We start from the raw sequence: 13505 nt of genomic DNA on the forward strand, positions 1-13505 counted from the left end.
CAAATATAACATTTCTAAAAATAATGCAGAACAATCCATTAGTAACTATAATTTGTTTATGCTACAATCAACAAGATTATGTTGCTGAGAGTCTGAATTCTGTAATAAATCAAGCATATTCCCCTATCCAACTTATTATTGTTGATGATTTTAGTACTGATAATTCAACAGCTAAAATTCAATCCTGGCTACAAAATCATCCCAAAATTAAATTCATTGCAAATGAAACTAATTTAGGAAATACCAAATCTTTTAATAAAGCACTGCATTACGCTAAAGGAGAATATATTATTGACTTAGCTGCTGATGATATTTTACTGCCAAATTGTATAACGACTCAAATCAATGCTTTCAAAAACAGTCACCTTAAAAACCTTGGCGTAGTTTATGGGAATGCTGAACTAATTTCGGAAAATGGCTCATTTGATTCTTATTATTTTCCTGTAAATAATAAAAAAAAGGTTATCAAAAAAAGAATCACGGGTAATATTTATGAAAATGTGCTTTCTGATTTTTACTGTATGTGTTCCGTTTCGGCAATGATAAAAAAAAGTGTAATGGATCGTCTAAAAGGATATGACGAATCCCTTGCTTATGAGGATTTAGATTTTTGGATAAGAGCTTCCCGAATTTATGAATTTGATTTTATTGACGAACCGATTATGCAAAAAAGAATTGTGTCTACTTCATTAGCCACTAATTTCTATAAAAAAAGTAATGAACATACCAGAAAAATAGACTATTCTACTTATTTGATATTAAAAAAAGGAATAAAATTAAATCGTAGCAAACAAGAAGATTTAGCCATTCAAAAAAGGGTGCATAATGGAATAATGCATTGTATTAAAAACAGAAATTATTGGTTGGTTTTAAAAAATTTAGAGTTGCGAATAATTTTGGCCTGGAGAAAAAATTTTAAAAAATATGCCTAAATAAAATTTATAATCCCATCTTTATTTTAAACTTTAAAAACAATTCCCATACCTCTTCTAACTCTTTTAACTTTAATAACCAACAAATAAACAAATAAGTTACTAATCCGAGTAACGTTCCTAAAAATAGTTGAAAAACTAAATTATTTATAAAAGCAGACATCACAAAAACACAAATTGCCATTCCGATTGTCGCAACAAAAAAAGGCAACATATCTTTAAATTGTTGTATCGGACCATACCCATAAAATTTTCCCGGAATATAGGCATTTATACAAAAAGCTAATGCTGACGCAATTACATGTCCAATTATCATAGCTTTTACTCCAAGAGGAATTGTAATTACCATCGCCAATATCGTTAACGGCAATTTAGACAAATCTACTTTTAAGAATAGATCCGAACGCCCTATTGCATTTAACAAACTCATATTGAGCACACTCATTGGAAAAAAAATACGTGCAAAAACCATCCATTGTAAAAGCGGAATCAGAGAAACCCATTTATCAGTAAGTAATAGTATAACAATCGGCTTTGCCAGCAATGCAATAAGGGTAATTACCGGGATAATTAAAAAAGCTGACATTCTAATCATTTTTCTATAAATAGAAACCAGTTTTTCTTTATCGTGTTGCACTGATGTAAGAATAGGAAATGCAGCTTGTTGCAAAACACTAACAATTGTTCCTGCAGATATATCTGCAAAACTCTTGGCTCTTGTATAATATCCTAATGTAGCAGTGGTATAAAATTTTCCTAAACTAATATTATACAGATTATTTAGTACTTGAGCATACAAACCAGCTATCAGTAATTTTGAACCATATCTAAATAGTGATTTAAATGATTTTTTTGAAAAGGCGACAGAAGGATTCCATTTGCTTAAAAACCATAACGATAATGAAGTAGCGAATGATCCTATGAGTGTTTGAATAACTAATGACCAGACTCCATATCCATTTACAGCAGCAATTACCCCACATAATCCTCCTGTGATCATTCCAGTTACATTACTTTTTGCAATAGATTTGAAATCAATCGCAATAGTCAATTTCGTTCGCTGAACGATTCCAAAAGCATTAAAAAAAAGAGTTAGACCTAAAACTCTTGTCAGATCTGTTAATTGTGGCTGTTTAAAAAAAGATACTATTAAAGGAGTAGAAAAAAATAATAACAAATAAAAAAAACTGCTTACAGCTAAATTGAATACAAACAAGGTTGAAAAGTCAATATCTTTTCTTTCCTGTCTCTGAATTAAACCGGTACCTAATCCGCTTTCAATAAATGTTTGTGACAAAGCTATAAAAATGGCTAACATACCTATTAAGCCAAAATCATCAGGCACTAAAATCCTGGCAAGAATTACGCTTACAACAAATTGCCCGAACTGAACAGCAAATTTATCAATTGCTGACCAGATAATTCCTTTTGTTGCTGTTTCTTTTAGGGAGGTATGCTGCATTTAAAAATATTGTATTATTTCACTTGTTTAAATAAATTATAAAGCAAAAAAACTGTTTTAATTATTGAAAATTTGATTTTCTAAATATTCTAATATATTTTCTGATGCTGTTTGATTATTTTTTGGAATCAGAGTACTTTGCACAAAATTATTACGCTGTTCTTTCATCCAGTCATTTTCCTTCAGCACCACATTTTCAATAAAATCAATTACTTGTTTTTGGTTTCTGGATTGATAATGGACTGCTAATGTTTTTTCTCCAAAAGCACTCCAATAATTCATAATCGATTCATTTCTAATCATAAAAAGTGCTGGTTTCCCTGTGATAAGATATTCTGACATAAACGAAACACTATCATGAATGAGTGCATCTGATGTTAAAAAAAGATCAATATAATAGCCATCTCCATACTGTCCATTCTCAAGATTTGCCCATTTATTAAAGTAATTATTGGTTTTTTCTTTTCCCCAATTCGGGTCATTTTCTAATTTAACTCTTAATAAAGGATGAGGATTAAATGCAATTTGCAATTTATCCTTATACTTAATGGCTAATTCTAAAAAAAAATCGCAATACTCTAAAAAATTAGACACTTTGCTTAACTCATTCATTAAATGATGTGGTGACCATATAATTTTTTTTAAAACTGGGTTTTTATTTTTCCAAACATCCTTTTGGCTTTTTTTCATTAAAAGTAAGTCGAACCCAGGATAACCTGTTACAGTCCTGTTTATTCCTTTATTCCTTTGTTTTTCAGATGCAATTTTTTGATGAACCTCCGTTTCTGTAAAAATTTTCCAAAGCAGATTATGAAAATCTAAATTATAGGCAAATTCATAATTAACAGTCGGAATACCATAAGGTACATAACAGGTCAACGTTTTAGCGAAATTTTTTATATAAAACCTATAGTCCTGCAAACTTTCATATGGACTTGTATAAAATATAATATCGGGTGCAAAACTCTTTTTTACATCTAAATATTTTTCTGTTTCTACATCATAAGTCCTAATGATATCATATCCTTTTTTTTTAAACGATTCGTATGATTTATTCATTTCAAAAAGCATATTTTCCTTACCATAATTTACGACCGGACAAACAAATATTACAGGTTCAAATCTTGGATGTTGCAACATTAAATCAAAAAGTACATCGTATTTCCAGACTGATTCATGTGTCAGAAAAAAAGCAACCTTTACATTCTCTTTTTTTCTTAAGATTTCAAGTGCTTTTTTATGCCTTTTGGGTGCTTTTTTAATTAAGTATAAACTATAAAGGTTTCTAAGTTTAAGAAAATCGTATACTTTAATAAGTGAAAACCAGATTTTTTCAGGCACATATTTCTTAATTTTTAATTTTAATTCGTGTTTTTTTATAAAATCCAATTTAATATTGATTTAAAATTTCAACAATAAAACTCACTTCAATATTTGTCAAAACCGGACTCATAGGCAAACTCAAAACCTCATTGTGTATTTTTTCAGTAATAGGAAAAGATTGCTTATTCCATTCTGAAAATGCTTTTTGTTTGTGTGGCGGAATCGGGTAGTGAATCATAGTCTGAATTCCGTTTTCTGACAAATAATTTTGCAATTCATTCCTGTTTTCAGTTCGAATAACAAACAAATGGAAGACGTGATTGTGAGAGAAATCCCAAAATGGCAAAATTATTTTATTATTTTTTATTTCGGTCAAATAACGTGTGGCAACTTCACGTCGTTTTTGATTATCTTCATTTAAATTAGGCAATTTCAGATTTAAAAATGCTGCCTGTAATTCATCTAATCGTGAATTCACGCCTACAAATTCGTTATGGTATTTTTTTTGAGAACCATAATTTCGAAGCGAATAAAGCACTTTTGCCAATTGTGCATCATTTGTAGTAATTGCGCCTCCATCTCCTAAAGCACCTAAATTTTTTCCGGGATAAAAGCTAAAAGCTGCAGTATTTGATAAGTTTCCGGATTTTTTACTTTCGGCTTTCGGCTTTCGGCTTTCGGCTAAAACAGCTCCATGTGCCTGGGCCGCATCTTCGATAACTAATAAATTATTTTGATAAGCAATTGTATTAATTTGATTCATTTCTGCCAATTGACCATAAAGATGAACCACCAGAATAGCCCGGGTTTTTGAAGTGATTTTTTCTAAAATCAAATCCGGATTTATATTGTAAGTTTCTAATTTTGGCTCAACCAAAACCGGAATCAAATCCGCTTCTAAAATTGCCAAAATACTGGCAATATAGGTATTGGCGGGAACAATCACTTCATCTCCCTTTTGTAGTATCCCTAACTGAATATATCCTTTAAAAATTAAAACGAGTGCATCTAAACCATTTCCGACCCCTATACAATGTTTTATTCCGCAATAGCTGGCAAAATTGTTTTCAAATGCTGTGACTTCATTACCCAAAATATACCAGCCGTTTTCTAAAACCGATTTCAGTTTTGTCTGAAAAGCAGTTTCATATGGTTCGTTTATTTTCTTTAAATCTAAAAAGGAAATCATATCAAAACATCATTTAATAAACTATAATTTGAAGTTGTTACCTCATAAAAATCATGCACAATAGTATTTGCTCCAAAACTTTCTTTCCAATACGACAAGCCTTCATTGAGTTTTTTACCCTGATCTTCATTGGAAATTCCAAAATCAAAGAAACACTTATTTTTAAAGACTTCTGAAATTAATTTATAAAATAATAAATCAAGTCCACCCAGTTCGTTTTTTTCTTTTTTACCAGAAATATACTGACTATGAGCCACTGTCTGACTTTCAAAAATAGTGGTTCCAGCCACTATAAATCCATTTTCATAAACGTTAAACTGACGGATTTGTTCAGGAAATAAAGCTTTCAGTCTGGTTATTTCTTCTAAATTGTGTACAGGTCTCACCTGATGTTTTTGTTCCAGATTTGGAATTAATATTTCGTTCCAAAAATCAGTAAAATCGTCTACTTCTTTAATAACCAAACCATTTTCTATTCCGGTGCTAATGCCTCTTTTTCTAATTTTAGACAGGGAATTGGATTTGGATAAATCAATAACAGCCAGAGTATCTCTTCTGATTAATTGAGCTTCTAATAAAAATAAGATGTAATTTAATTCTTCAGCAGGCTTTTGATGATAAATAGAAGGAATTAATTTTAATTGTATTTTATGAACTTTATTATTATTTAAAAAAGATAAAACACTTTTAAAAATTTGCAGGACTGAGGTCAACTTTATTTTATCATCGTAAACTAACCCACCATAAGTCAGTCCCTGATGTGAATACAGCATTTTTTCTGATATATTAGCCGGCAAAACAGCAACGAGTTTTTCTCCTTCAAAAACCATTAGGGAATAATCCTCAAAACGATCTTTGTGATATTCCATAAAATCCCGATGAAAAAGAAACGTGGCATTTTTGGCCTGAGCAATAAAGTCATTCCATATTTTATAATCGTTTTCGGTATATTTTTTTACGGTATATTTATTCAATTTCTTTTTTATTTATGATCGAATGCCGGTAGATACCATTTGAATTTTACAGCCAGTAAACGCACCGAAATTATAACAACTGAAGTCGTTAAATATAAAATATCATTATCTAAATCTAAACTTCGCAATGCAAAAAATACAATTCCACCAAAAATACAAATCGTGGCATAAATTTCCCTTCTGAAAATGGTTGGGATTTCAGTACATAAAATATCCCGAATTACCCCGCCAAAACAAGCGGTCATTGTTCCTAACGCAATACAAATGACCGGATGCAGACCAATTGTAATGCCTTTTTCAAGTCCGATTAAGGTAAAAACACCTAATCCGATGGTGTCAAATAAAAATAGTGAGGTACGGAGTTTATCAAATTTTTTCCTGAAAAGAATTGCCAAAATAAACCCTAAAATAATTACATACACATATTTTAAATCCAGCATCCAGGTCACAGGAGTTCTTCCTATTAAAACATCGCGAAGGGTTCCGCCGCCTACAGCTGTAACAAAGGCAATGATAAAAACACCAAACGGATCCAGTTTTTTATGCATAGCTGTTAAAGCGCCTGACATGGCAAACGCCATTGTACCGATAATATCTAAAAGATGAAACAGCATTTTTTAAGTTCTCAGATTTAGATTACAAAATTTAAAAATTAATTATTCTTTGATTAAAATTGATACTTGACATTAGCTTTTGATATTGACATTGCAATTGATATTTGCCATTGTTATCTACATATTCTGTGTATAGAAATTATAATCTTTTAAAACAGTGCGGATAAAACCGGCCGGATCTCCAATCGACTGATTTTTGATTCCGGTAACACTTTCAATTTTATAAACTAATTTATAAATAATCTCATAATCATTTTTGGCTTCAGCCCTCAAAAAAGTTTCTTTTATGATACGCATGTCATTGTCTGACAATTTAATAACGAGAGGATAGGTTGGCACATAGGTTTCTTCTATTTCTTCTAAAATGGTATGGCTGATATTAATTTTATTTTTTAGCGTAATTACAGAAGTTCCTGCTACCATATCGCCCAGTCTTTGTCCTTTTTTGCTTGAAACAACCGTAATCAAAGCTATAATTCCGTTAAAAATTGAAATATCGATCAGTCTAAAAAACCACCTCATCAGATAGTCTCCAAAACCTGCCTGATATCCGTCAATTTTAACCACTTTTATTTTGTTCAGTTTTTTTCCTATCGTTTGTCCTTCAAAAATGCTTTCAAGAGTAAGGGAATAAATCATAACCGGAAAATAAAACCCTAAAAGAATTGTGCCAACAGACCATTGATCTAAATTTTTAAATAAAAGATCCAGATTGAGCCAATTGAAAAAAATCAGGTAAACCACTATGCCATAGGCTATTTTGATAACTAAATCGATAAAATAAGAACCAATTCGCTCGCCTGCAGAAGCAGCTATGAAATTTATTTTAACATTTTGTGTTGTGTTTATAGATAATTCTGACATATTTTATATTTTAGCCTTCAATGAGAGAAGTTGCATTCATAAAACAAAATAAAGAAAAATGGCTGGAATTTGAACTGGCTATTTTTGGTAAAGCTAAAAAAAATCCTGATGAGTTAGCTAATTTGTACATTCAAATGATGAATGATCTGTCGTATGCACAAACGTATTATCCAAAAAGTAAAACCGTAATTTACTTAAATCATCTGGCATCACAGATTTATCAAAAGATTTACAAAACCAAACGAGCTGAAAAAAACAGATTTTTTGAATTTTTTAAAACTGAAATCCCGCTTCTGGTTTACGATTACAGGAGGTATTTGCTATATGCGTTTGTACTCTTTTTTGCGACCGTTGCCATTGGTGTAATTTCAGCCAGGTATGACCATGATTTTGTCCGTTTAATTTTAGGTGATGGTTATGTAAACATGACTTTGGACAACATCAAAAAGGGAAATCCAATGGCAGTTTACGGCTCAGGAAGCAACTGGGGAAGTTTTGTTGGGATTACCATGAACAACCTTTATGTAGGAGCCAGATGCTATATTTGGGGACTTTTTGGCGGAATTGGCACTTTTTATATTTCCTCTCAAAACGGCATTATGCTGGGCGCATTTCAATACTTTTTTTTCGAACAAAATGTATTTTGGAAAAGTGTCCGGGGAATCTGGATTCATGGCGCTATGGAAATTTTTGCCATTGTAATTGAAACTGCTGCCGGATTCATCTTAGGAGCTTCTATTTTATTCCCTAAAACTTTTTCGAGAGCAAATTCATTTAAAATAGGTTTCAAAAACAGTTTCAAAATCTTTCTCAGTACATTTCCTTTTACCATAAGTGCCGGATTTCTGGAAGGTTTTATAACACGATACTCTATTGATATGCCCAACTGGCTTAGCAGTTTTATCATCCTTTTTACATTGGGTATTATCTCTTTTTATTATTTGGTTTATCCTTTTATTGTTCACAAAAAAACACAACAGCTATCAGCCAAATTGAATTAACGATATCCAATAATGAATAGAATTTTACTTCTTTTATCTTTTCTCTTTTGCTTCAATAATATGAGCGCGCAGGATACTTTGGTTAAAACTGAGCCTCCAAAAGTCGCATCAGTAAAATATACTGAGGCTGATATTTATGTCGATTCAGATACTATTGAGTCTAAAACATTTCAGAAAAATTTCAAAAAAAAATATACCGACAGTGATTTTGTTTACGAACAAAAAATACCTGAAAAAAATTGGTGGGATCATTTTAAAGAATGGCTGGCAGACGTTCTTAATGGAATTTTTACTTTTAAAAACCCGCAGGCATCACTTAATTTTGTAGCAATTTTACTAAAAGTACTGGCCATATTAATTGTCGTTTTTGTAATTTATCTGATTGTAAAGGCTCTGATCGGAAAAGAAGGAAAATGGATTTTCAGTAAGGAAGCGAAACAAAAAGTAGTTCATTACTCCGATATTGAAAAAAATATCCACCTTCTGGATTTCGAAAAACTCATTAAGGAATCTATTGAAAAAGGAGAAAAAAGAATTGCCATTCGATACTATTACTTATGGTTGTTAAAAGTAATGGCCAAAAATCGTTACATCGAATGGGATATTGAAAAAACCAATTCTGATTATTTACACGAAATTAAAAACCCTGCTCATAAAGACGAATTCACCTATTTGTCATACGTGTATAATTATATTTGGTATGGCGAATTTGAAATTGACGAAAGAATGTTCGAAAAAGCAGAAAACCGTTTTAAAAATGCAATAAAAACCTTTAACCATGGGTAAATCGATTAAAATTTATATCGCTATTCTGGTTTTGGTTTTTGCCTTAATTTTAATAGCAGGTGGCAATTCTCCTAAAAAAATTGACTGGACTCCGACTTATTCTGTGAATGATAAAATTCCGCTTGGATTGTATGTTTTCGATAAAGAAATTGACGGTCTTTTAAAAAAACAAAAGATTGAAAGAGTTTCCGCTTTAACTCCTTATGAGTTTCTCGATTCAAAATATGTTCCGGATACCGTTGTGGGAACGTATAAAATAAAGGGAACTTTTTTTAACATCACAGAATTTGCTGCCATTGATGATCAGTCAATGACGGAACTTTTTTATTTTGTGTCACATGGAAACAGCGCTTTTCTGAGCATGAAAACGTTCCCACAACCACTTTTAGACAGCTTAAAAATTGACTTCAGAACCGATTTTCAATATTCTGACAGTACCTCAATTTGGTTGGCTAATAAAAATTTAGGGAACAAAAAGTTTCATTTAACTGAAGGTATGGGTTCCTACTATTTTTCAAAAATTGATACCTTACAAACCACTGTCTTAGGTTATCAGGCGAATAAGGAAAATCAAAAAAGAATCAATTTTATTAAAGTGCCGTATGTAAATGGCTATTTTTATTTACATACTCAGCCTGCCGCTTTTTCTAATTTCCATTTATTAAAAGACGATCATTATCAATATGCTCAAAGTGTCCTTTCTTACGTGCCCAAAGGCGATGTTTTTTGGTACACAAAAGGTCAAAACAGCGAGTCGATCTCAGGTTCTCCGCTTCGGTACATTTTAAGTCAGCCTGCTTTAAAATGGGCTTTATATTTATCTTTAATCGGAATATTGATATTTATCCTTTTTAATGCCAAAAGAAAACAAAGGATAGTCCCGATACTAAAACCATTACCAAATTTAACCGTTGATTTTACCAAAACTATTGGGAATTTATATTATCAGGAAGGTGATCATGATAACATCATTGATAAAAAAATCATTTATTTTCTGGAAAGGATCCGTAATGAATATTTGATGGATACGTCAAAATTAGATGATGATTTTATCAAAAAGCTGCATCATAAATCCCGAAAAGATGAAAACGATATCCGGGAGCTTGTATTTTTAATCAATGAACACCGAAAAAGCTATCACGCAAGCCTTGAAGAAGATTTAATCCGAATCAATAATGCAATAGAAAAAGTTTTACATTAATATTTTTAACTGAAATTCATCAAAAGAAAACATACCAAACATGGACGATATCAATACAACAGAAACAGAAATCACAAACGAAAATGTGAATTTTGAAACAAGACTAAACTTAGCGCCTCTTTTAGATCATGTTAACAGCATCAAAAGAGAAATCGAAACTGTAATTGTTGGCCAGCACAAAATGATCGATCAATTACTGGTTGCTATTTTATCGAACGGACACGTTTTACTGGAAGGTGTTCCCGGAGTTGCCAAAACTATTACAGCCAAATTATTATCGAAAACACTAAATATTGGCTTTAGCCGAATTCAGTTTACACCGGATTTAATGCCTTCAGATATTTTAGGTACTTCTATTTTTAATTTGAAAAGTTCCGAATTTGAATTTAAGCAAGGGCCTATTTTTTCTAATCTGATTTTAATTGACGAGATCAATCGTGCACCTGCCAAAACTCAGGCCGCCCTTTTTGAAGTAATGGAAGAACGCCAGATTACTATTGATGGTTCAGCCTATCAGCTTGAAGCGCCTTTTTTGGTTATTGCTACACAGAACCCAATTGAACAGGAAGGAACTTATCGTTTGCCTGAAGCACAATTGGACCGTTTTTTATTCAAAATTTCGATTGATTACCCAAAACTTGACGAAGAAATCCTGATCATTCAGAGAGAACATCTTTTACAGGATCATGGAAAATTAGAAGCGATTAAAACTATTCTTTCTGCGGAAGAAATAAAAGGATATCAGGCGCTGATCAAACAAATCAGGGTAGAACAAAATTTACTGGAATACATTGCAAGGATTGTAGTGAATACACGTGAAAATGCCTTTTTATATTTAGGAGCTTCACCTCGTGCATCAATCGCGATTTTAAATGCGGCCAAAGGTTTTGCTGCTATTCGCGGACGCGATTTTGTAACTCCGGAAGATATTAAAGAAGCTGCTGTTCCGGTTTTACAGCATCGTGTCATTGTGGCTCCCGAGCGTGAAATGGAAGGAATTACAAGTGCTGAAATCATCAAACAGATCATTGAAACAGTTGAAATTCCGCGATAACTTGTATTCCTGCAAGGTTTTTAAAACCTTGTAGGTATCTTAATTCTATAATTTTTAAACTACAAGGTCAGGAAAAAACCTTGCAGGAAAACATGAGACTTTAAACCTGAAACAATAAAAAAGTGAAATTCATAAAAAGCCTATACCTTAACAACTTCTTTTTCTATGTCCTTTTAGGTATCATAGGACTATTCGTGTGCGCTTTTATTTTTCCGGTTATATACAACGGAATCTGGTTTCTTGTCCTGATTTTAATTACTTTTCTGGTACTCGATGTTCTGCTTTTGTATGTAGCACGAACCGGAATTGAAGCTTCAAGGGAAATGCCTGAAAAGCTTTCGAATGGTGATTTGAATCCCGTAAATATTTCGGTCCAAAACCATTATACTTTTCCCGTTTCAATCAAAATCATTGATGAAATTCCGTTTCAGTTTCAGGTACGTGATTTTAAAATACTGAGAACTATTAAAGCATCAGCACAGGATAAAGTTTCATACGATTTGCGCCCAACAGAACGAGGGGAATATTATTTTGGAAATTTAAACATTTACGTTTCTTCTCCTTTGAAATTAATTTCCAGAAGATTTACTTTCGATAAAGACAAGATGGTTCCAACTTATCCATCCTATATTCAGCTTAGAAAATACGATTTATTGGCTTTTTCAAATAATTTGTTCCAATACGGAATAAAGAAAATCCGCCGTATTGGGCACACAATGGAGTTTGAGCAAATCAAAGAATATGTTCAGGGCGATGATCTAAGGACTTTAAACTGGAAAGCTACTGCCAAGAAAAACAGCCTGATGGTCAACCAGTTTCAGGACGAAAAATCACAATCGGTTTATTTAGCGATTGATAAAGGCCGTGTAATGCAAATGCCTTTTAACGGATTAAGCTTACTGGATTATGCTATTAATTCGACTCTGGTTTTGGCTAATGTGATTCTGAAAAAGCAGGACAAAGCCGGAATTTTTGCTTTTTCCAAAAAAGTAGAAAACAGAGTTTTTGCCGAAAAAAGAGGTTCGCAGATGCAAAAAATACTGGAAACCTTATACAACATCAAAACAGATTTCTTTGAAAGCGATTACAGCCGTTTGTATGTAGATGTCAAGAAAAATATCAACCAGCGAAGTCTGATTATTTTGTACACCAATTTCGAAACCATGGACGGGCTAAACCGCCAATTGCCTTATTTGAAAGGAATTGCAAAAAATCATTTATTGGTTGTCGTATTCTTCAGCAATACCGAACTCAACGAAATTATCAATAAAAAAACCGATACGATTCAGGAAGTTTATGACAAAGTAATTGCCGAAAAATTCATGTTCGAAAAACGTTTGATTGCTAATGAACTGAAGAAATACGGAATCCATTCGGTTCTGACACAGCCTGAAAATCTGACTTTGGATGCGATTAATAAGTATCTGGAGATTAAGTCTAGGGGAATTTTATAAACTTTTATTCACTAAATACTATTTATTCTTAAATGGAAAAATTAACTATTGATCAATGGATTAATTTGGTTATTGCAGGATCAACCCTATTAACTCTAATTTGCACATTTTTTATAATACGCGAATCAATACAAATGAGAAAAATGTATATAACTCCTGATATAAGTATGTTTTTACATTTTGGTGAAGCTAGTCCAACATTAATGTTTTTAACAATTGAAAATATCGGATTAGGCACAGCTTGTAATGTTAAATTTAAAATAATAAATGATTATAATTTTTACAAAACGAATAATGATAATTTGATTAGTCATGGAATTTTTGAGGAAGGAATCTCAAATTTTTATCCTAGACAAAAATTCCGATATTTTATAGACTCTTTATCTGAAAATTTTAATGAAAAATCGAAAGAAAACTTTAGTATTGAAGTTTCATACAGTGATGTTACAAATAAATTTTACAGAAAAACATATGATTTAAAAATTAAGGAATTTTTAGGAGGTACTAACCACAATCCTCCAGAAACTTATATAGGCAGAATATCATATGAATTAGAAGAAATAAAAAAACTATATAAGAAAGATTTAGAGTTAAAAGAAAAAGAAAAATCTTAAAATCCTTTTGCGCCAGGTCTTTGAAATTTTGCCACTT

At 31.8% G+C, this 13505-nt stretch carries 13 protein-coding genes; 7 read left to right on the forward strand and 6 right to left on the reverse strand.

Going from position 1 to position 13505, the window contains the following annotated elements; genetic code table 11:
* Positions 1-23 precede the first annotated feature (23 nt).
* The gene (locus K8B81_RS09135) at positions 24-932 is read left to right on the forward strand and encodes a glycosyltransferase family 2 protein (RefSeq protein ID WP_223681082.1); all 909 of its coding nucleotides are present in this window, start codon (positions 24-26) and stop codon (positions 930-932) included.
* Positions 933-939: 7 nt separating this feature from the next.
* On the opposite strand, the gene K8B81_RS09140 is transcribed toward K8B81_RS09135, so the two are convergent.
* The 6 genes from K8B81_RS09140 to K8B81_RS09165 form a co-directional block, all read right to left on the reverse strand.
* Positions 940-2394, reverse strand: a complete 1455-nt coding sequence (locus tag K8B81_RS09140; protein ID WP_223681084.1) for a lipopolysaccharide biosynthesis protein — start codon at positions 2392-2394, stop codon at positions 940-942.
* A 57-nt stretch (positions 2395-2451) separates the two neighbouring features.
* Complete coding sequence (locus K8B81_RS09145) at positions 2452-3783, reverse strand: CDP-glycerol glycerophosphotransferase family protein (protein WP_223681086.1); 1332 nt, start codon at positions 3781-3783, stop codon at positions 2452-2454.
* Between the two features lies 1 nt (position 3784).
* Positions 3785-4906, reverse strand: a complete 1122-nt coding sequence (locus K8B81_RS09150; protein WP_223681088.1) for a DegT/DnrJ/EryC1/StrS family aminotransferase — start codon at positions 4904-4906, stop codon at positions 3785-3787.
* Positions 4903-5880, reverse strand: a complete 978-nt coding sequence (locus K8B81_RS09155; protein ID WP_223681090.1) for a GNAT family N-acetyltransferase — start codon at positions 5878-5880, stop codon at positions 4903-4905. Before K8B81_RS09155 ends, K8B81_RS09150 begins: the two co-directional genes overlap by 4 nt.
* An 8-nt stretch (positions 5881-5888) precedes the next feature.
* Positions 5889-6491 carry a trimeric intracellular cation channel family protein gene (locus K8B81_RS09160; RefSeq protein WP_223681233.1) on the reverse strand — a complete coding sequence of 201 codons (603 nt, stop codon included), beginning with the start codon at positions 6489-6491 and terminating at the stop codon, positions 5889-5891.
* A gap of 120 nt (positions 6492-6611) precedes the next feature.
* The gene (locus K8B81_RS09165; RefSeq protein WP_223681093.1) at positions 6612-7358 is read right to left on the reverse strand and encodes an RDD family protein; all 747 of its coding nucleotides are present in this window, start codon (positions 7356-7358) and stop codon (positions 6612-6614) included.
* Between the two features lie 20 nt (positions 7359-7378).
* Between K8B81_RS09165 and K8B81_RS09170 the strand changes: the two genes are divergently transcribed.
* The 6 genes from K8B81_RS09170 (at position 7379) to K8B81_RS09195 (ending at position 13468) form a co-directional block, all read left to right on the forward strand.
* Positions 7379-8359, forward strand: coding sequence for a stage II sporulation protein M (locus K8B81_RS09170; RefSeq protein WP_223681095.1), 981 nt, complete (start codon positions 7379-7381; stop codon positions 8357-8359).
* Positions 8360-8371: 12 nt separating this feature from the next.
* Complete coding sequence (locus K8B81_RS09175) at positions 8372-9145, forward strand: DUF4129 domain-containing protein (RefSeq protein ID WP_223681097.1); 774 nt, start codon at positions 8372-8374, stop codon at positions 9143-9145.
* Positions 9138-10346 carry a DUF4350 domain-containing protein gene (locus K8B81_RS09180; protein WP_223681099.1) on the forward strand — a complete coding sequence of 403 codons (1209 nt, stop codon included), beginning with the start codon at positions 9138-9140 and terminating at the stop codon, positions 10344-10346. Before K8B81_RS09175 ends, K8B81_RS09180 begins: the two co-directional genes overlap by 8 nt.
* 40 nt (positions 10347-10386) lie before the next feature.
* A complete protein-coding gene (locus K8B81_RS09185) occupies positions 10387-11400 on the forward strand; it encodes an AAA family ATPase (RefSeq protein WP_223681101.1) in 1014 nt (337 codons plus the stop codon).
* A 122-nt stretch (positions 11401-11522) separates the two neighbouring features.
* The gene (locus tag K8B81_RS09190; RefSeq protein ID WP_223681103.1) at positions 11523-12854 is read left to right on the forward strand and encodes a DUF58 domain-containing protein; all 1332 of its coding nucleotides are present in this window, start codon (positions 11523-11525) and stop codon (positions 12852-12854) included.
* Between the two features lie 32 nt (positions 12855-12886).
* Positions 12887-13468, forward strand: coding sequence for a hypothetical protein (locus K8B81_RS09195; RefSeq protein WP_223681105.1), 582 nt, complete (start codon positions 12887-12889; stop codon positions 13466-13468).
* The last annotated feature ends 37 nt before the right edge of the window (positions 13469-13505 follow it).

The sequence above is a fragment of the Flavobacterium hibisci genome (genome assembly GCF_020026925.1).
GTDB lineage: Bacteria > Bacteroidota > Bacteroidia > Flavobacteriales > Flavobacteriaceae > Flavobacterium > Flavobacterium hibisci.

Excerpts from the sequence above, each read along its gene's own strand:
- K8B81_RS09135 (WP_223681082.1), top strand. The coding sequence starts at position 24 with ATGCAGAACAATCCATTAGTAACTATAATTTGTTTATGCTACAATCAA.
- K8B81_RS09140 (WP_223681084.1), bottom strand. The coding sequence starts at position 2,394 with ATGCAGCATACCTCCCTAAAAGAAACAGCAACAAAAGGAATTATCTGG.
- K8B81_RS09150 (WP_223681088.1), bottom strand. The coding sequence starts at position 4,906 with ATGATTTCCTTTTTAGATTTAAAGAAAATAAACGAACCATATGAAACT.
- K8B81_RS09165 (WP_223681093.1), bottom strand. The coding sequence starts at position 7,358 with ATGTCAGAATTATCTATAAACACAACACAAAATGTTAAAATAAATTTC.
- K8B81_RS09170 (WP_223681095.1), top strand. The coding sequence starts at position 7,379 with ATGAGAGAAGTTGCATTCATAAAACAAAATAAAGAAAAATGGCTGGAA.
- K8B81_RS09175 (WP_223681097.1), top strand. The coding sequence starts at position 8,372 with ATGAATAGAATTTTACTTCTTTTATCTTTTCTCTTTTGCTTCAATAAT.
- K8B81_RS09180 (WP_223681099.1), top strand. The coding sequence starts at position 9,138 with ATGGGTAAATCGATTAAAATTTATATCGCTATTCTGGTTTTGGTTTTT.
- K8B81_RS09185 (WP_223681101.1), top strand. The coding sequence starts at position 10,387 with ATGGACGATATCAATACAACAGAAACAGAAATCACAAACGAAAATGTG.
- K8B81_RS09195 (WP_223681105.1), top strand. The coding sequence starts at position 12,887 with ATGGAAAAATTAACTATTGATCAATGGATTAATTTGGTTATTGCAGGA.